Source organism: Gordonia sp. PDNC005 (assembly GCF_016919385.1).
Classification (GTDB): domain Bacteria; phylum Actinomycetota; class Actinomycetes; order Mycobacteriales; family Mycobacteriaceae; genus Gordonia.
The window spans coordinates 583,167-601,604 of the sequence record NZ_CP070351.1 but is presented as its reverse complement, the minus strand read 5'-3'; the positions used below and the strand labels follow the sequence as shown (position 1 = coordinate 601,604).

The following is an 18,438-nucleotide window of genomic DNA, read 5'->3' as shown; positions in this document are numbered from 1 at the left end:
CGGTGGAAATTCGACCGGACAGGCGACAACCCTGCGCTCTACAGAAGGACGATGCACGTGGCGACCCTGGTGACACCCTCGGGACATCCGAATGTGGCGATGCTCGGCATCGGCGCGTACCGACCCAAGCGGCTCGTGACCAACGACGAATTGTGCACCGTGCTCGACTCGTCGGACCAGTGGATCTTCGAGCGCAGCGGCATCCACAACCGTCGCTGGATCAGCGGTGACGAGACGATGCGGTCGATGTCGGCCGCTGCCGCCGAGCGCGCGATCATCAACTCCGGGGTCGACCGCGAGAAGATCGACATGCTGATCCTCGCGGCTAGCAGCTGGCCCTACAACGTGCCCCACGGCGCGCCGATCATCGCCTCCGACATCGGCATCAACGGCATCTCGGCGTTCGACGTCTCCGCCGGGTGCGGCGGCTTCGGATACGCGCTCAGCGTCGCCGCCGACGCCATCCGCGCAGGCAGCGCGACATATGCGGTCGTCATCGGCGCAGAGACGATGTCCGTCGGTCTCGACGTGACCGACCGCGGCACCGGGTTCATCTTCGGAGACGGCGCCGGCGCAGTTGTCGTGGGCCCGAGTGACGTGAACGGCATCTCCCCGATGGTGTCCGGCAGTGACGGCGACAACGCCGAGGCGATCAGTCAGAACCGCGACACCGTCGAGTACATGGCTCGTGCCGTCGAGTACCAGGGCAAGGACCCGGAGACCGACCCCGTCGGGCGTCTCGTGATCAGCATGGAGGGCCCCCGGGTGTTCCGCTGGGCCGCCATCACTCTCCCCAAGGCTCTGACCACGATGCTCACCGAGTCGGGTGCAGGTGTCGACGACATCGAGGTCTTCATCCCCCATCAGGCGAACGCTCGCATCAACGAGTTGATGAAGAAGAACCTCGGTTTCCCGGACGATCTGCCGATGGCCAACGACATCGAGAACACCGGCAACACGTCGGCCGCGTCGATTCCCCTCGCCATGGAGGAGATGCTCGCGACCGGAAAGGCTCAGGGCGGCCAGACCGCGCTGATCCTCGGGTTCGGCGCAGGCCTCTCCTACGCGGGCGGAGTCGTCACGATGCCCCCGGCACCCAAGGTGACAAGCTTCGACGGCCTCGACGACGCCGTCCCCGGTCCCCTCGCCAAGCACCTGCGCATCAGCTGATCGGCCCTTTCGACTCGCTCCGCAGTTCCTGAACGAGCGGAGCGAGTCGAAGGGCGGAGCGAGTCGAAAGGGACTTCAGGCGTTCTCCTTGCGGAAGACCGACGTCCCCCACCAACCGGCGAGAGCGCTGAGGACGACGGACGCGAGGAGTCCCCACAGCACCTGGGTGGTCAGCACGTCGCCGAGGAACGAACTGCGGACCGCGTCGGTGATCCAGCGGAACGGGATGAAGTCGCTGACTCGTTTGAGCCAGTCCGGGCCGATCGTCATCGGGAGCAGGATGCCCGACAGCAGCAGGATCGGCATCATCACCATGTTGATCACGGGTGCCATCACGTCTTCGCTCTTGGTGGTGAGGGCGAGAGCGTTCGACGCGGCGGCACACGCTCCGCCGACGAGCAGCGTGATGATCAGTCCGACGAACACCCCGCCGATAGGACCGCGCATTCCCATCGCGTAGCCGAGACCCACGAGGATCAACGCCTGCACCAGCAGTTGCAGGAGGTCACGCAGAATTCGGCCGAAGAGCAGCGCCGTCCGGCTGGCCGGAGTCACTCGTTCGGCCTCGATGACCCCTTCGCGCCATTCGCCGATGAGACTGAACCCCGCGAACATCGCACCGAAGATGCCGAGCTGGACGAGCAGACCCGGAACGAAGAACGTGTACGCGTTGTCGCCCGCGCCTGGGAACTGAGCCACCAGAGGCTTGAGGAGTGGACCGAACAGGACCAGGTACATCACCGGCTGCATGATGCCGATCAGGACCCACGCCGGGTTGCGCAGATTCATCCGCAACTGGCGTCGGAAGACGATGTACGACTCGGTGAAGAAGCTCATTGTGCGGTCTCCTGGTCTGCGGCGTCGGGCGTGGACGTCTCGTCGCGCAACGACCGCCCGGTGAGAGTGAGGAACACGTCGTCGAGGGTCGGCTTGACGATCTCGATCGAGTCGAGCGTCGCGCCGCGCGATTCGAGGTCGCGGAGCAGCCCCGGCACGATTCGCCCAGATCCGCGGACACGAGCGCTGACTGTGCCGCCGTCCACCACCACGTCCGAGCCGACCCCGTCGAGCAGTTGGGCCACGCCGGGCACATGTGCGGTGTCGTCGAATTCGAGTCGGATGAGGTCGCCTGACACCTGCGATTTCAGATTGTCCGGGGTGTCGGCGGCGACGATCCGCCCATTGTCGATGATGAGGATCCGGTCGGAGAGCGCGTCAGCCTCGTCGAGGTAGTGCGTGGTGAGGAAGACTGTCGCGCCGCGATCGGTCCGAAGTCTGGCGATGTGCTCCCACAGATTGGCTCTAGCCTGCGGATCGAGGCCGGTGGTCGGTTCGTCGAGGAAGACGAGCGTCGGATCGTGGATCAACCCCATCACGATGTCGAGGCGGCGTTTCTGTCCGCCCGACATGTTCTTCGGCATACGGTCCCAGAGTCCGTCGAGCTGAAGTTCGTCGAAGAGCTGTTTGCCTCGGGCGACGGCGTCTCGCCTGCTCATGCCGTAGAGCTGGCCGTGGTCGCTCACCTCGTCCCCGGCGAGGGCCTGGGAGAACGTCGATCCAGCTTGGGACACGTACCCGATGCTGCGGCGCACGTCGACCGACTGGGTGAGCACGTCGTACCCGTTGACCGTCGCTGTGCCCGCGGTTGGCCTCAGCAGCGTGGTCAACATGCGCAGGGTGGTCGTCTTGCCCGCACCGTTCGGCCCGAGGAATCCGACTACCTCTCCCTCGGCGATGTCGAGATCGACGCCGTCGACGGCCCGCACCTCCTTCGCCTGTTTCCCTCTGCCGGTCGTGAAGGTCTGGACCAGACCTCTGGCATGGATCATGTGACGCCTCTCGCTGTCATGGTGAAGGTTGTCCTCTGTGTCTACCCGACGGCACCGACAAATCCGTTCGATACTTTCGAGTAACCGGAGTCACATGAGACTGTGGAGGCAGCTGTGCCCACAGTTGAAGAACCGTGATCGAAGGAGCAGTCCCATGGTGGACCTTCACGAAGCCGTCGGCGTCAAGAACATCTCCATGCTCGGCATCGGCGCCTACCGACCCGAACGCGTCGTCACCAATGACGAGATCTGCGAGAACATCGACTCGTCCGACGAGTGGATCTTCACCCGCACGGGAATCAAGACGCGCCGCTTCGCACGACGCGACGAGACCGTGGTTGAAATGGGCGTCAACGCCGGACGCACCGCGATCGCGAATGCGCTGCTCTCTCCGGCAGACATCGATGCGGTCATCCTCGCGACGAACACGCATCTCCTCCTGACGCCCGCGGGCGCGGTGAAGATCGCAACCGAGTTGGGTGCCAACGGTGTCCCCGCCTTCGATGTGACCGTCGGGTGCGCGGGCTTCGGCTACGCGTTGTCGCTCGCCTCCGACATGGTCCGCGGCGGCAGCGCGACCAACGTTCTTGTCGTCGGCGCCGAACAGTTGTCGGTGACGATGGACATGACCGACCGCACCAACTGCTTCATCTTCGGCGACGGCGCAGGGGCCGTGGTCGTGGGCCCGAGCGAGAGGCAGGGACTCGGTCCTGTCGTGTGGGGCAGCGACGGCACGCAGTTCAACGCGATCCGCCAGGACATCGACTGGATCTCGTACATGGACCAGGACGACCACTCGGCACGCCCGTACCTCCGACTCGAGGGCACCGCGGTGTTCCGCTGGGCCGCGTTCGAGATGGGCAAGGCCGCACAACGCGCGCTCGAGGTCGCGAAAGTCGACGCCAGCGAGATCGACGTGTTCGTCCCGCACCAGGCCAACACGCGCATCAACGACCTGCTCGCTCGCAGCCTGAAGTTCCCCGAGACCACCCGCGTCGCCAACGACATCGAGAACACCGGGAACACGTCGGCGGCGTCGATTCCGTTGGCAATGGAGCAGATGTTGTCGACCGGGCAGGCCAAGCCGGGCGACACCGCCCTGCTCCTCGGCTACGGTGCAGGCCTGAGCTACGCCGCCCAGGTCGTCACGATGCCTCCGATTCCCTTCGAATGACCGTCAGGGTGTCGTTTGGTGTCGCCACGTGACACCGAACGACACCATGAGCGCTTTTGCCGCCACTGCCTGCGGACCGATAGCGTAGACGAGTGAGTTCCGAGGTCATCGGGCGCGAGGTCAAGCGCCGTCGTACGTTCGCCATCATCTCCCATCCCGACGCGGGCAAGTCGACGATGACGGAGGCGCTGGCGCTGCACGCCCGCATGATCAGCGAGGCGGGCGCCGTCCACGGCAAGGGCGGACGACGCTCCACCGTCTCCGACTGGATGGAGATGGAGAAGGCGCGAGGCATCTCAGTCAGCTCGACGGCCCTCCAGTTCAAGTACGCGTGCGAGGCGACCGGCGACGACAAAGACTTCCCGCACGTCATCAACCTGGTCGACACCCCCGGCCACTCGGACTTCTCCGAAGACACCTACCGCGTGCTGACCGCCGTCGATGCCGCCGTGATGTTGATCGACGCCGCGAAGGGCCTCGAGCCGCAGACGCTGAAGCTGTTCCAGGTGTGTCGCCACCGCGGGATCCCGGTGATCACCGTGATCAACAAGTGGGACAGGCCAGGTCAGACGCCGCTGGAACTGATCGACGAGATCAGCGAACGCATCGGTCTGATCCCGACCCCGATGTTCCTGCCCGTCGGCATCGCGGGTGACTTCCGCGGTCTGCTCGACCGTCGCACCGGGGAATACGTGAAGTTCACGCGCACCGCGGGCGGCGCCAAGATCGCACCGGAGGAACTGCTCGACGCCGACGCCGCGCTGTCCACCGAGGGCGACGCCTGGACCGCTGCAGCCGAGGAGAGCGAACTCCTCTCCGAACTCGGTCAGGACCATGACCAGGAGATGTTCCTGGCGGGTCAGACGTCTCCGATGATCTTCACCTCGGCGATGCTGAATTTCGGCGTCCGCCAGTTGTTGGAGACGCTTGTCGAGTTCGCTCCCCCGCCCCGCGGACGCGAATCGATCGACGGCACCGCGCGCGAGGTCACCGACCCGTTCAGCGCGGTCGTGTTCAAAGTCCAGGCGGGCATGGACTCGTCGCACCGCGACCGGCTCGCATACATGCGCATCGTGTCGGGCGAGTTCGAGCGCGGCATGGTCGTCAACCACGCTCAGACCGGCAAGCCGTTCGCCACCAAGTACGCGCAGGCGGTCTTCGGACGCGATCGCGCCACCGTCGACACCGCGTACCCCGGCGACGTGGTCGGCCTGGTCAACGCCATGACCCTCGCTCCCGGCGACACGCTGTATCTCGACCCGAAGGTTCAGTATCCGCCGATCCCGTCGTTCGCGCCGGAGCACTTCTCGTCGCTGCGCGTCACCACCGCGGACAAGTACAAGCAGTTCCGCAAGGCCATCGACCAGCTCGATGCCGAAGGTGTGGTCCAGGTGCTGCGCAACGACATCCGCGGTGACGCCTCGCCTGTGCTCGCCGCTGTCGGACCCATGCAGTTCGAGGTCGTCACGGCACGTATGAAAGCCGAGTTCAACGTCGACACGATCATCGAGCCGCTCGGTTACGCACTCGCCCGCCGCACCGATGAGGCCAGCGTCGCCGAGCTGAATCGTCAGCGCGGCGTCGAGGTGTTCACTCGGAGCGACGGTGCGATCCTCGCACTGTTCAGCGACAAGTGGCGTCTGCAGTACATCGAGAAGGAGCACAAAGATCTCCACCTCGAACCGCTCGTCGCTGCAGCGGATTAGCGTGCGTCGCCTCGCTGCGGTCATCGTCCCCGCGGCAGTCGTGCTGGTCGGCTGCTCGTCGAACACGGCCGTCGACCAGGCGCCGGCGCCCCGCCCCGTCAAGGCGCTCGCCGCCGAGAAGTGCGATGAGCCCACGCCGACCGGAAAGATCGACAGACTCGGCTACGACCTCCGGTTCACGCGCGGCGCGATCCGCATCAAGCTCCGAGACGGCCGCGCCGAGCGGTGTGTGCAGTTCGCCAAATGGGGCAACGCGAACATCGACGTTCCACCGGACTCACTGCTGTACTACTTCTCCGGTGGACGCGGCGACGGTGCCCAGGTCGAGTTCCGCGCCGTCGACCTGGCCGGCGGCAAGCTCCCCGACACCCGTCCGCTCGGGCGCCTCGACCATCCGATCAACGCGACTGTCGGCGTGTCGATCAACGGGGTCTACTACACGTCGACGACCTGCGAATTGACCTTGACGGTCAGCAATTCCCGGCGCGCGGCCGGACGGTTCTCATGTCCGCAGGCGCTCGCTCAGACCGCGAATCCGTTCGACCCGTCCGATGACGTCTCTTTCGACGATCCACCGGCTTCTCCCCCGGCCACGGCAGCGGCTCTGTCCGGGCGGTTCGACGTCTACTGACCGTTAAGGTGTGATTCGGTGTCACCTGGTGACACCGAATCACACCTTAAGGCGTTAGACGATCTCGCCGATCGCGGCGGGGTCGATCTCCTCGATGGTGCGCGGAGCGAACGACGGGTTGCGGTCTTTGTCGACCAGCACCGCGCGGACACCTTCGGCGAAGTCGGGATGTGCCGTGATGCGCTCGGCTGTCGACAGCTCTCGTTCCAGGCACTCCGCCAACGACGACGTAGTGCCGAGCTCGATGAGCTTTGCGGTCACGAACAGGCTGGTCGGCGACGCCGAACCGAGGAGCGTCAGCATCTCGGTCGCCCACTCGTCTCCGACTGCACCGCGGAGGCCGCCGATGATCGCGTCGACACTCGTGTCACCGAAGTAGTCCGCGATCTTGGTCAGCGGAAGAGTGGGTTCGACCGGGTCGCGGTGATCCACGAGCGCCGCGGCGAGGCCCTCGCCCGAGCGGATGGCGTCGGCCACGGCGCCGAGTTCGGCCGACGGAACGTAGTGCGTCGCAAGGCCGACGGCGACGGCGTCCGCGCCGCGAAGGCGTGCACCGGTGAGGCCGAGCCACATGCCGACACCGCGCGGCAGCCGCGGCAGGAAGTAGGTTGAGCCCACGTCGGGGAAGAATCCGATCGCCGTCTCGGGCATCGCGATGACGGCCTTCTCGGTGACCACGCGGATCTCGCCGTGCACGCTGATTCCCAGTCCGCCGCCCATCGCGGCGCCGTCGATCAGTGCGACGTACGGCTTCGGGTACTCGGCGATCATCTGATTCACGCGGTACTCACTCGCGAAGTACTTGGTGACGGCCGCAGCGTCGCCGGTGATCGCACTGTCGCGGATCGCCCGGATGTCGCCGCCCGCGCAGAAGGCGCGGTCGCTCGCCGAGGTGACGAGCACCGTCTCGACGGTGTCGTCGTCAGCCCAGCGTTCGAGGATCTCGTGCAGATCGTCGATCATCGTCTGATCGAGGGCGTTCAGGGCTTTCGGGCGGTCGAGGACGATCTCCCCGACACCGTTCGCGACGGTGGTGCGGATATACGACATGAACGCCACGTTATCGCAGGCCCTCCCCAGATGGTTGGGCGTCCAAGTAAATCCCGGCGTGTTCTGCGCCACGCCGCCGGAGAGATCAGCCGACGAGCTCGGACAGTTCCAACCAGCGTTCTTCGAGCTCGTCGACTTCGGCCTGTGCGGCGTGGAGTTTGGCGGTGAGGTCACCGAGGCCCGTGTAGTCGCTCTGATCGTGAGCGGCCATCTTCTCGTGCAGCTTCGCGATCTGCGTGTTCACCTTCTCCATCTTGCGCTCGACAGCGTTGAACTCTTTACGCGCGGCCTGATGCTCGGCGGCGCTCGTCGCCGGAGCCGTCGCACTCGCGGCAGGCTTCGACGGAGCGGCCGGGCGGGAGTCCTCGGCTCGTCGTTCCAGGTACTGGTCCACTCCGCGTGGCAGATTGGTCAGCTTGCCGTCACCGAACAGCGCCCACGTCGAGTCGCAGATCCGCTCGATGAGGTACCTGTCGTGACTGATGACGACGAGCGTTCCGGCCCACGAGTCGAGAAGATCCTCCACCTGCTGCAGGGTGTCGATGTCGAGGTCGTTGGTCGGCTCGTCGAGCAGGAGGACGTTCGGCTCGCTCATCAGGACGGCCGTGAACTGCAGACGACGCCGCTCACCGCCGGAGAGGTCACCGACCGGCGTCCGCTGGCGAGCAGGTGAGAATCCGAGACGTTCGCAGAGCTGGCTCGCCGAGATCTCCTTGTCGCCGAGCATGATGTGACCGGCGACGGCCTCGACCACCTCGATCAGCCGCAGCGACTCGTCGAGGTCGTCGAGTTCCTGCCTCAGCCACCCGATGGAGACCGTCTTTCCTTCGATGCGTTTGCCGGGCGTGACCGGTACGTCGCCTGCGAGAGCTCGCAGAAGTGTGGTCTTGCCGGAGCCGTTGACTCCGACCAGGCCGACCCGCTCACCGGGAGCGAGGCGCCAGGTGGTGTCGTCGAGCAGCACTCGTCCGGGTTCGCCGTCAGACGACGGTGTGGTCAGCCGTGCGTCCTCGAGTTCGATCGCGACCCTCCCGAGGCGACGCTTCGCGAACGCCGACAGCGCGACGCTGTCGCGGGGCGGCGGGACGTCGGAGATCAACTTCTCTGCGGCCTCGATGCGGTACTTCGGCTTCGACGTGCGAGCGGGTGCCCCGCGACGCAGCCACGCCAGTTCCTTGCGCGCGAGGTTGCGGCGACGCTCCTCGGCGGCGTCGGCCTGCCGGTTCCGCTCGGCGCGTGCGAACACCCAGTCGTTGTAGCCGCCCTCGTACTCGTCGACCCGACCCGAGTGGACCTCCCACGTACGGGTGGCGACGGTGTCGAGGAACCAGCGATCGTGCGTCACGACGAGGAGCGCGCTGCGGCGTGACACGAGGTGCTCGGCAAGCCAGTAGACGCCCTCGATGTCGAGATGGTTGGTCGGCTCGTCGAGGATCAGCAGGTCGGCATCGGTGATGAGCGCTGCCGCAAGCGCTGTGCGACGCCGCTGGCCGCCGGACAGTTCCGTCACCTTCCGGTCGAGCAGTCCGTCGATGCCGATCCCGGTCAGGATTCCGCGGATCCGTGCGTCCGACGCCCATTCGTGCTCTGCCACACCGACGCCCACGACCACATCGGCGACGGTGTGATCGTCGGGCATCTCACCTCGCTGGGTGACGGTCGCGACGACTGCGCCGCCGACGCGGGACACTCGGCCGGAGTCCGGCTCGGTGATGCCTGCGAGGATCTCGAGCAGCGTCGTCTTGCCGCCGCCGTTCAGGCCGACGACGCCGATCCGCTCCCCCTCGTGCACACCGACGCTGACGTCGTCGAGCAGGGCACGGATGCCGAAACTCTTGCTGATCTTCTCGGCGGTGATCAGCGACGTGTTGGTGCCGGGATTGGCTGCCATCAGGGGCGGTCCTTCGTCTTGTCTGGCACGGTCGGGCGTCACACACCGCAGACGAGACTCCGCTGAAGAGTCGGTCCGTACACGACCTGCGGATCAGACTCCACTATATCGGGGCGGGTCATTCGCCCTCGGAGCGCCCACCGCGGGTCTCGGCGGTCGCTCGGCTCTCGCGAAGCGCGGCGGCAGATTCTGGCACCGCCAGGAACTCGATCTGCCGAAGCAGCGTGGTGTACCCCGGCAGAAGCGCCGTGACTCCACCAGCGACCGAACCGGCCGCGGTCGACACCCGTGGGCGACCGTGAACGATCGCCCGCTCGACGAGGACGGCAGCCTGATTCGCGCTGATCGTGGACGCACCTCGATACGCGCCGGTAGGCGCGATCATCGGAGTCCGCGTGAGCGGCATCTTCACCGAAGACACGGTCACGCCACGCGACGCCACCTCGCCGGCGAGCACGTCGCCGAACATGTCGAGGGCCGCCTTGCTCGCAAGGTAGGCCCCGAATCGCGGACTTCTCACCTGCGTGCCGATACTCGACACATTGACGATCCTGCCTTCGCCTCTCTCCAGCATTCCTGGCAGTACCGCGAGCACACACGTCACCGCTCCGAAGAAGTTGACCTCCATCGTCCTCCGGTAGTCGTGTTGACGCTCGATCGAGTTCTCCGTGGCTCGGCGAATAGACCGTCCGGCGTTGTTGACGAGTACGTCGATCCTCCCGAATCGCGCCTCCACCTCGGCAACCGCGCGGATGACGTCGGCCCCGTCAGTGACGTCGCACGGCAGAGCGAGGAGCCGATCCCGACAGCCCGTCTCACTGGCGATGTCGTCCACGGCCTCCGCAAGACTGTCGGCCGAGCGCGCGACAAGAACCACGGTGGCCCCCGCGCGAGCACATCGCCCGGCAACAGCCTTGCCGATCCCTGATGACGCCCCGGTGATCAGCACAACACACCCGTTGAGGTCGAGAGCCCCCAACCGCACGGCGCGACCGGCCGCCGCGCGCGCATAACGTCCGACACCGCGCCGGGCCGACCATACCGGCGACGCCATCCGCTTGAATCCGCTCACTCTCATGGGGCCTCCAGGTTCGCTGTAGTATTTAATAGAACTGATGCGTCAGTTCTATGATAGCTTGCTCCGTGTCAGACGTACGAGAGTCGAGAGGAACTCAGAGCCATGCACGACACCACTTGCGAAGTCGCCATCATCGGAGCCGGAGCCGGAGGCATATGCGCGGGCATCAAGCTTCAGGAGATGGGGATCACCGACATCCTGCTGATCGAACGCAGCGACGGCATGGGCGGCACCTGGCGCGCCAACACCTACCCCAACGTGGGCGCGGACCTGCCATTTCTCGCCTACCAGTTCTCATTCGCACCGAAGCACGATTGGTCGAACTTCTTCGCCAAGGGCGATGAGATCCAGGCGTACCACGTCGGCCTCGCCGTCGATGCCGGCCTCGATAAGAAGACCGTGTTCGGTGTCGAGATCGTCCGAGAGCAATGGGACGAATCGGAGAACCACTGGGTGCTCCACACCTCCGATGACCAGACGATCACCGCTCGGTTCGTGTTGAGCGCCGTCGGCGCCTACTTGAACCCGAAGGACAAGCCCGACATCCCCGGTCTCGACGACTTCGCCGGGACAACGATGATCCCCTCGGCGTGGGATCACGACTACAACTTCGCCGACAAGCGGGTCGCCGTGATCGGCGTCGGATCGAGTGCTGTGCAGATCGCCCCGGCGATCGCAGAACAGGCCGCTCACCTCGACGTCTACCAACGCACTCCGCAGTGGTACTTCCCCAAACCCGACTTCCGAACACCGACGTGGATGAAGACGGCACTGCGCGTGCCGCGTCTGTCAGGAGCACTGCACGAGGCGATCCTCGCGGTGCTAGAACTCTGTCTGCGGACGGTGATCTACACCCCCGCTCCACTGTTCCGGTTCGGCGCGAATGCCTTTGACCGCGCCGGCCTCGCGCTCTACGACCTCTGGCTACGACTGTGCGTGAAAGAAGCAGATGTCCGCGACAAACTTCGCCCCCAGTACGGGCCGGGATGCACCCGCGGAACCCTCGGCGGCGGATACCTCTCCATATTCAACCGGCCCAACGTGTCACTGCACACCACCTCGATCGATCACATTGAGACCGACGCCATCGTCACTGTTGACGGTGTCCGCAGACCGATCGACGCACTCATCCTCGCCACCGGGTATGAGATGTTCTCCGATCCCGAGTCGTACCGGACAGGAACTGTGATCGGCACGGACGGTTTCGACCTTGGCGAGTACTACAACACCGTCGGGCTGCGCGCCTACCACAGCACCTCGGTCGCGGGAGTTCCCAACCGGTGGCTGCTAGTCGGCCCCTATTCCTGGACGGGCACCGCTTTTCACTACATCCTCGAGAACGCGGTACGGCACATCACTGCGGTACTCGACGAAGCGCGCTCTCGCGGCGCGACTCGCGTCGAGGTGACACCGCACGCACAGCAGCGATTCCACACTGACATGGTCGAACGTGGCGCCAACCTCGCTCACTACTTCGGTGTCCACTGCGCTGGCTCGAACACGTACTTCGTCAATTCGCACGGCGAGGCCGTTTATGTCCGGCCCTGGACGATCTACCAGTCACGAAAGCGCAGCGTCGGCTTCGATCGTGACGACTACACATTCACCAACGCCCTCGAGAAGGTCACCAAATGATGCAGCCGTTCGCACGCCTCCGATTCGCGGCCACTGCGCCGGTGACCGCCGACACTGCCGCCGACTTCCTTCGGACAGCTCCATTCCGCACCCACGTCGACTACGACTTCCCCGACATCGAACTCCCCGACCTCTGGTCGGTGGTCTCGTCGGACCGCATGTGGTCCTGGCTCCCCACGGTGTGGGGTTGCCGGTACCCGGATGTCGACGCGGTGGAACCAGGTGTGATCCGCGACTTCCAGATGTATGTCCACCACTGGCTCGTCTACGCACAGCGCGAGCAGATCTTGATCTGGGAGCCCAACGAGCGCCTCGTCTATACGGCGACCGATGCGACACTCCCGTTCTTCGGGACATGGTGCGAGCAGTACCGTGTGGAGCCGCGCCCGGGCGGCGGCTCCCGTCTGCGATGGACGATGGGGGTGCGCGTGAGGTTCCTCGGCTGGCTTCCGCAGCGATGGCTCACGCCGATCATGCAACAGGTGTTCCGATTCGGACTCCGCGGAGTTCGGCGGGAGTACGGCACAGGCCTCGAGGGCGTCCACTCAACGATGATCGGGCGTGTCCACCGCTGACCCCGCCCGTGGCCGCGTCGAGAGGACCGCTCAGCCGCGGAGAGCCTCGGCCCCGGTCGGCGATCCGTACAACAAGAAGTCGACGATGACAGCGGACGTGGTTGCAGCGTCCGCTGTCTCTCGGTCGTCTATGACGATCGGCGCAATGGCGCCGAGCACGCACGAGGTCCATGCCTGACCGGTGTACTCGAGATCCAAGGTCGGCTCGACGATCCCGTCCTCGACGCCGGCGGTCACGATCGCCTCGAAACGGGCGGACATGCGACGGAACAGCTCGAGATGACCGTCCAACGCGTCCTGGTCCACCCCTGGGACGTCGATGAGGATGAAACGCAGCGAGTCGGTGCGACGCGCCACCAATTCGAGGACTCCTCGCGTCGCGACCGTCATCGCGTCCCGAAGCGAGTCCTCCGTGAGAGGCCGCGGAAGCTCTGCCACAACACCGTCGAGCAAGGCGAAGAAATCGGTGAACTCGCGCTCCACCAGGACTGCCAGCATCTGGCGACGGTTCTCGAAGTAGTTGTAGAACGTCCCGTGGCTGACGCCCGCGGCCGCCGTGATCTCTTTGACACCAGTCGTCGCGTAGCCGACGGCGACGAACTCTGACAGCGCCGCGTCGAGCAGTTCGTCCGAGCGCGTGCGGATCGCCGTCATGTCTGGGGCTCCGGCTCTGCGGGACGCTTGAGCATTCCCTGGCGCTCAATCCGGACGGCGGTGTCGAGATACGACGCACGACGTGCCGGCGTATCCCGGTCGCCCGTGAGAACAAGCAGCAGCCCCGGCATGCCCATGGACGGAGCTATCCTTGCGAGCACCGGTGCCTGATCCTGGGCGATCGTCAGCCACCCGCGCTCGCTAACGTCGCCGATCAATCGTGTGATGGCGCCGTCGATCGTGTTGTACAAGCCTGTCACTCGATACCGGAACTCCCGATCAACAGCACTGACCTGAGCTGTCAGTATCTTCAGCAGTCGCGGGTCATCGTCAACCAGTCGGTACAGGCGGTCGCCGACATCTCGAAAGATCCGGCCCGCGACCGCCGGATCTGACCCTCGAACAGCGTCGTAGAGTTCGTCGACCGCTATGGCGCCCATCAGCCGATCGATGCATAGGTCGACGACGAGATCCAGGAGCTCACGCTTTCCCTCAACGTACCGGTAAAGGGTCCCTTGCCCCATTCCCGCACGTTTGGCGATGTCGCTGACAGATGCCTCGTCGTATCCGAACTCGGAGAAGACCTCGTAAGCCGCCTCCGTGAGTTCGGCACGTCGACGCTCGCCGAGGCCGACTGATTTAGGTCGGCCTCGGCGGGCGGGCCGACTATCGACGGGAGACCCCGATTCGTCTGATGACATCGCGAACCACTCTATCCCCTAGGTACGCGGTGTACCCCAGCAGACCGAGGAATCCCCAGACCCTGGTGCGGCGGTTGACGATGGCCACGCCGATGACGGTCTCGGCGGCACCGTTGATCCGCACCATCGTCTTCGTATCCTTCGGAAACAGCCACCGGGAGATGAACACGAACACAGACGGAAGGATGAAGTGCGCCACCCCGGAAGCAGCGATGACCACCCCGGACACTCGTGATCCGGCGTCCGCGACCTTCTTCACCTTCACCTTGCGCGCCGTCGTCGCAGCCGCCGATCTCATCACCCGATCACCGACTCTCGCCGGTCGGTCTCCTCGGCCGGAGCCTGTGACTCCGGGCCGTATTGGAAGGCGAAATCGTTCATGTCGAGCCGCCTGCTCGCACGCGTCGACTGGTACGCCGTGGTCGGCCTCAGGAAGCCGAAGTCGCCGTGCTTGTCGATGTAGTAGGAGTTGGCGTCGACGCACGAACGTCCATGCATGAGAGTCTCCTTGCCACGTTCGGAGATGAAGTCGAAGAACGCGTCGTTCGCCTCGTCGGTGACTGCCACCGAGCTGGCACCGCGCGATCGGCATTCGGAGATCACCCGGGTGGTGATCCGCATGGCGTTCTCGACCATCACGTGCCAACTGCTCCCGCTCCAAGCGAACGGTCCGAACACCATGAAGTGATTGGGGAGCCCTGGCATGCACACGCCCTCAAACGCCTTCGCCCGGTTGTTCTCGTAGAAGTCTGCGAGGTCGAAGCCGTTCCGTCCGCGCACTGGACGCCAGCGATACGGTGCCGGGCTCTGCGACATCTCGAATCCCGTGGCCAGCACCAGAACGTCGATCCGACGTTCGGCTCCCGACCGGGTCCGGATCCCAGTCGGGGTTATTCGCTCGATCGGGTCGGTGACCAGGTCGACGTCCTCACGAGTGAAGGTCTTGTAGTAGACGTTCGACACACTCGGCCGCTTGCACCCGAACCCATACGTCGGGGTCAGGCTCTTGCGCAGGTTTCGATCACGCACCTGGCTGAACAGGAAGGCGCGGCAGGCCCAGTTCGGGATCAGCGTCAGAGGCGCGACCTGTTTGCCGTAGACGGTGATCCCGACGAGTCCCACCTCGACTGCGGCCGCGACCACACCTCGAACCAGGGTCTGCAGGAACGGCGCGACCCGGAAGGCGGTCCGGATGAACTGCGGAATCGTGAAGTCCGGTTTCGCGAACACCCAGATTGCACGTCGTTGATAGACGTCGAGATGCTCGACCTGATCGGCGAGGGCGGGTACCAGCTGTACCGACGTCGCACCGGTCCCGATCACAGCGGCGCGTTTGCCCTCGAAGTTGTACTCGTGGTCCCACCGCTGGGTCTGGATCACCTGACCTTCGAAGTCATCGAGTCCCGGAATGTCCGGCAGTCGCGGTTCTACGAATGCACCGATCGCACTGACGACAAAACGCGCCTTGAGGGTTCGGCCGTCGGCGAGTCCGACATGCCAGAGCTGTTCGGACTCGTCCCACTCGCGCAGGATCACGTCGTGGCGAAGACGGAGGTGGCCGGCCAGCCGGTATTCGACGACCAAGTCGTCGATGTACTGCCTGACCTCGGCGCCCTTCGGAAACGTTCGTGTCCACCCGGGGTTCTTCGCGAATGAGAACTGGTAGACGATGCCGGGGACGTCGACGGCCACATCAGGGTAGGTGTTGGCGTACCAGGTGCCGCCGACTCCGTCCGCACGGTCGAGCACGACGAAGTCGTCGATGCCCGCCTTCGCGAGTGCAATCGCCATGCCGAGCCCGCCGAAGCCCGCACCGATCACGATCACCTCATGATCGGGCCGAGGACCCGAATCCGGCACAGTGGTCCGCTTCTTCTTTCTCACCATTCGTTTACTCCCTCAATCATGTGTGACCTGTTGTTCGATGCGTCCGTCGTAGGCCGCTCGCGCGACCCGGTCGATCGGTTCGAGCGTCCGATCCGCGCCGACCGCCTTGCGGCCGAGCAGCCAGAGCGGTTCGGGGACGAGGGGATGCAACCGGAGGAGCGGGACCGTGCCTGCGGGTGCCCCGACCACGGCCGGTCGCCGCCGGAGCGTGGCGAACGCACGCCGCGCGACCCTATCCGGCGAGATGATTCCCAACCGCTCCCACCAGCTGAAACGAATGCCGTCCACGAGTTCGGTCTTGACCGCCGAGGGCATCACGACGCTGATGGTGACGCCGGTACCGAGAAGCTCTTCTCGCGCGCTCCGCGCAAATCCTGTTGCCGCGTGCTTGGTCGCGACATACGTCGCGAGGCCCGGAGAGTGGATACCGCCGGCCGCCGACGTCACGTTGATGAAGTGTCCGCGGCCTCGCGCGACCATCCGCGGAGCCAAGGTCCGGTACGAGTTGTAGTGCGCCCAGAAGTTGACTCGCATCGCGGCTTCGGCGACGCCGTCCTCCTCGTCGACGAGAGCACCGACGGGCATGATCCCCGCGTTGTTGACGAGCACGTCGATCGGTCCGATCGACGTCTCGATCTCATCGATGAGCACCGCGAACGCGGCTCGGTCACCCACGTCGACGCTCATCCCGACGGCATTGCCACCCACGATGCGCCGCGCCGCGACTTCTGCGGCCTTCGCGTCCAGGTCGACGATCACCACCTGCGCACCCTCACGCGCCAAGCGTTGGGCGATCGCCAGACCTATGCCCCTGGCCCCGCCGGTCACAACGGAGACGGTCCCGTCCAGGGGGAAAGGCGTGAACTTCATGCCGACACCTCCGTGTTGTCCCGATCGACACCGTCGATCACTGCCGTCGTGGGGGACGGACGTCTGCGGGTGATCCGATACGCCGACATGTCGACGTTGCGGCTCTGTCGACGTGCGCCGAACAGGCTGGTCGGGCGGATGTACGGCATGTCGCCGGCCGAGTTGACGTAGTACGTCCGGAGCCCGGCGTTGACCGTCGTGAAGTAGTAGTCGATGTTCTCGTCATTACGCCGAATCATGCGGTGATAGTCGTCGTGCGCCTTCTCGGTCACTTCGACCGACTCTCCACCTTGCGCCTCGGTCGCCGCGATGACGTTCACCGCGTGGGTCGAAGAGATCTCGACCAGCTCGTGCCACCCCGTGCCGATCCAGGAGTACGGCCCGACGAGCATCCAACGGTTCGGGAGCCGCGGCACCGCCACCGACTGATACGCCTGCAGGCGTTCGGTGTTGTAGAAGATCCCGAGGTCGAAGCCGTCGCGTCCGACGACGGTTCCTTCGAGGTAACTCTCCGGGTCCGAGAACAGGTGGTAGCCGGTAGCCATCACCAGGGCGTCATACTCCCGGAGCGTGCCGTCGACGGTCACGACTCCGTTGGAGACGATCTTGTCGATAGGCGCGTCGATGAGCCCGACGTTCGGCCTGTTGAACGCCTGCAGGAACCGGTTGGACAGAGTGGGGCGCTTGCCCAGCAGTCCGTAGCCGGGCATGAGCGCCGACCGGTCGTCATCACTGTCGACCACGGCCCGCAGATAGCGACGGTAGACGGCGCGCGCGACGCGATCGAAGACCGGCGCCCCGAATCTGAAGATCGACCGCGGAGTCTGGTAAACGATGCGCAGACCGATTTCGACCACAACGTTTGCGATCGCACTCAGCAACGGGCCCACGCCGGGCATCCGCATTCCGGCTCGCATGAGTCGATTCATCGCGAAATCCGGCTTCGGCAGTGCCCACACCGGTGTTCGTTGGTAAACGTCCAGGTGGTCGACCTGGGGTGCGATGGCGGGCGTGATCTGGACTGAGCTCGCACCCGTGCCGATCACGCCGACGCGCTTGCCCTCCAGCGAATATTCATGGTCCCAGGCGTTCGGGCGGAGAACACGGCCCTCGAAGTCACGATAGCCGGGAATTCCCGGATCTTCCTTGGCGCGCAGGTAGGCGCCGATCGCCGAGATGACGTATTTCGCGTAGATGACCTCGCCCGTGTGCAGATGCAGGGCCCAGGTCTGCAGCGCGTCATCCCATTCTTCGCGCGCCACCCTCCTTCCCCACCTCGCGTGACTGTTCAGATCGAAACGTTTCGCCACGTCGCAGTGGTACCTGTGCACCTCGGGCCCGGTGGGAAACATCCGCGTCCAGTCCGGGTTCCTGGCGAAGGAGTACTGGTATGTGAATCCCGGAACGTCGACACCAAGCCCCGGGTAGTGATTGTCCCGCCAACTCCCGCCGAAATCGTCCCCCTGGTCGATGATGACGAAGTCCTCGATCCCTTGCTTCTTCAACAGGACCGACGCGCAGATGCCGCCTGGGCCCGCACCGATGACGGCGACCAGATGACGATTCGGTGTTGCCATGCCTATTCCA

At 65.1% G+C, this 18,438-nt stretch carries 17 protein-coding genes; 6 read left to right on the top strand and 11 right to left on the bottom strand.

All coding sequences use genetic code 11. The features are described from left to right. The first annotated feature begins 51 nt into the window (after positions 1–51). The gene (locus JVX90_RS02925; RefSeq protein ID WP_205330970.1) at positions 52–1,170 is read left to right on the top strand and encodes a beta-ketoacyl-ACP synthase 3; all 1,119 of its coding nucleotides are present in this window, start codon (positions 52–54) and stop codon (positions 1,168–1,170) included. Between the two features lie 75 nt (positions 1,171–1,245). Here the strand turns inward: JVX90_RS02925 and JVX90_RS02920 are convergent, their stop codons facing one another. Both JVX90_RS02920 and JVX90_RS02915 read right to left on the bottom strand, forming a co-directional pair. Further along, entirely contained in the window at positions 1,246–2,007 is a 762-nt protein-coding gene (locus tag JVX90_RS02920; RefSeq protein WP_205330969.1) for an ABC transporter permease, read from the bottom strand. Then, positions 2,004–2,999, bottom strand: coding sequence for an ATP-binding cassette domain-containing protein (locus JVX90_RS02915; protein ID WP_205330968.1), 996 nt, complete (start codon positions 2,997–2,999; stop codon positions 2,004–2,006). Before JVX90_RS02915 ends, JVX90_RS02920 begins: the two co-directional genes overlap by 4 nt. Positions 3,000–3,153: 154 nt before the next feature. Here JVX90_RS02915 and JVX90_RS02910 point away from each other — a divergent pair, with 154 nt between their 5' ends. The 3 genes from JVX90_RS02910 to JVX90_RS02900 all read left to right on the top strand — a co-directional run bounded on the left by JVX90_RS02910 (position 3,154) and on the right by JVX90_RS02900 (position 6,510). Then, positions 3,154–4,173 carry a beta-ketoacyl-ACP synthase III gene (locus JVX90_RS02910; RefSeq protein ID WP_205330967.1) on the top strand — a complete coding sequence of 340 codons (1,020 nt, stop codon included), beginning with the start codon at positions 3,154–3,156 and terminating at the stop codon, positions 4,171–4,173. Positions 4,174–4,265: 92 nt separating this feature from the next. After that, entirely contained in the window at positions 4,266–5,879 is a 1,614-nt protein-coding gene (locus JVX90_RS02905) for a peptide chain release factor 3 (protein WP_205330966.1), read from the top strand. A gap of 1 nt (position 5,880) precedes the next feature. Further along, on the top strand, positions 5,881–6,510 hold the full coding sequence (locus JVX90_RS02900; RefSeq protein ID WP_240194034.1) for a hypothetical protein: 630 nt from the start codon (positions 5,881–5,883) through the stop codon (positions 6,508–6,510). A 54-nt stretch (positions 6,511–6,564) separates the two neighbouring features. Here the strand turns inward: JVX90_RS02900 and JVX90_RS02895 are convergent, their stop codons facing one another. The 3 genes from JVX90_RS02895 to JVX90_RS02885 form a co-directional block, all read right to left on the bottom strand. Further along, positions 6,565–7,560, bottom strand: a complete 996-nt coding sequence (locus JVX90_RS02895) for an enoyl-CoA hydratase/isomerase family protein (protein WP_205330965.1) — start codon at positions 7,558–7,560, stop codon at positions 6,565–6,567. 85 nt (positions 7,561–7,645) lie between these two features. Next, complete coding sequence (locus tag JVX90_RS02890; RefSeq protein WP_205330964.1) at positions 7,646–9,451, bottom strand: ABC-F family ATP-binding cassette domain-containing protein; 1,806 nt, start codon at positions 9,449–9,451, stop codon at positions 7,646–7,648. Positions 9,452–9,569: 118 nt separating this feature from the next. After that, positions 9,570–10,523 (bottom strand): SDR family NAD(P)-dependent oxidoreductase, encoded by a 954-nt coding sequence (locus JVX90_RS02885; RefSeq protein ID WP_240194033.1) that lies wholly within the window; start codon positions 10,521–10,523, stop codon positions 9,570–9,572. A 108-nt stretch (positions 10,524–10,631) separates the two neighbouring features. Between JVX90_RS02885 and JVX90_RS02880 the strand changes: the two genes are divergently transcribed. Together JVX90_RS02880 and JVX90_RS02875 are read left to right on the top strand one after the other, a co-directional pair. Then, positions 10,632–12,164, top strand: a complete 1,533-nt coding sequence (locus JVX90_RS02880; protein ID WP_205330962.1) for an NAD(P)/FAD-dependent oxidoreductase — start codon at positions 10,632–10,634, stop codon at positions 12,162–12,164. Continuing rightward, positions 12,164–12,739 (top strand): SRPBCC family protein, encoded by a 576-nt coding sequence (locus JVX90_RS02875; protein WP_205332246.1) that lies wholly within the window; start codon positions 12,164–12,166, stop codon positions 12,737–12,739. Before JVX90_RS02880 ends, JVX90_RS02875 begins: the two co-directional genes overlap by 1 nt. A gap of 30 nt (positions 12,740–12,769) precedes the next feature. Here JVX90_RS02875 and JVX90_RS02870 read toward each other — a convergent pair whose 3' ends face one another. From JVX90_RS02870 to JVX90_RS02845, 6 genes are read right to left on the bottom strand one after another with little or no spacing between them, the layout of a single operon-like run. Beyond that, a complete protein-coding gene (locus JVX90_RS02870) occupies positions 12,770–13,393 on the bottom strand; it encodes a TetR/AcrR family transcriptional regulator (RefSeq protein WP_205330961.1) in 624 nt (207 codons plus the stop codon). After that, positions 13,390–14,094: a TetR/AcrR family transcriptional regulator gene (locus JVX90_RS02865; protein ID WP_205330960.1), complete on the bottom strand. Its 705-nt coding sequence runs from the start codon at positions 14,092–14,094 to the stop codon at positions 13,390–13,392. The genes JVX90_RS02870 and JVX90_RS02865 overlap by 4 nt, the downstream gene beginning before the upstream one ends. After that, a complete protein-coding gene (locus tag JVX90_RS02860; protein ID WP_205330959.1) occupies positions 14,060–14,392 on the bottom strand; it encodes a hypothetical protein in 333 nt (110 codons plus the stop codon). The genes JVX90_RS02865 and JVX90_RS02860 overlap by 35 nt, the downstream gene beginning before the upstream one ends. Next, positions 14,392–15,981 carry an NAD(P)/FAD-dependent oxidoreductase gene (locus JVX90_RS02855; RefSeq protein ID WP_205330958.1) on the bottom strand — a complete coding sequence of 530 codons (1,590 nt, stop codon included), beginning with the start codon at positions 15,979–15,981 and terminating at the stop codon, positions 14,392–14,394. Before JVX90_RS02855 ends, JVX90_RS02860 begins: the two co-directional genes overlap by 1 nt. 12 nt (positions 15,982–15,993) lie before the next feature. Then, the gene (locus tag JVX90_RS02850; protein WP_205330957.1) at positions 15,994–16,851 is read right to left on the bottom strand and encodes an SDR family NAD(P)-dependent oxidoreductase; all 858 of its coding nucleotides are present in this window, start codon (positions 16,849–16,851) and stop codon (positions 15,994–15,996) included. Further along, positions 16,848–18,428, bottom strand: coding sequence for an NAD(P)/FAD-dependent oxidoreductase (locus JVX90_RS02845; protein ID WP_205330956.1), 1,581 nt, complete (start codon positions 18,426–18,428; stop codon positions 16,848–16,850). The genes JVX90_RS02850 and JVX90_RS02845 overlap by 4 nt, the downstream gene beginning before the upstream one ends. Between the last annotated feature and the right edge of the window lie 10 nt (positions 18,429–18,438).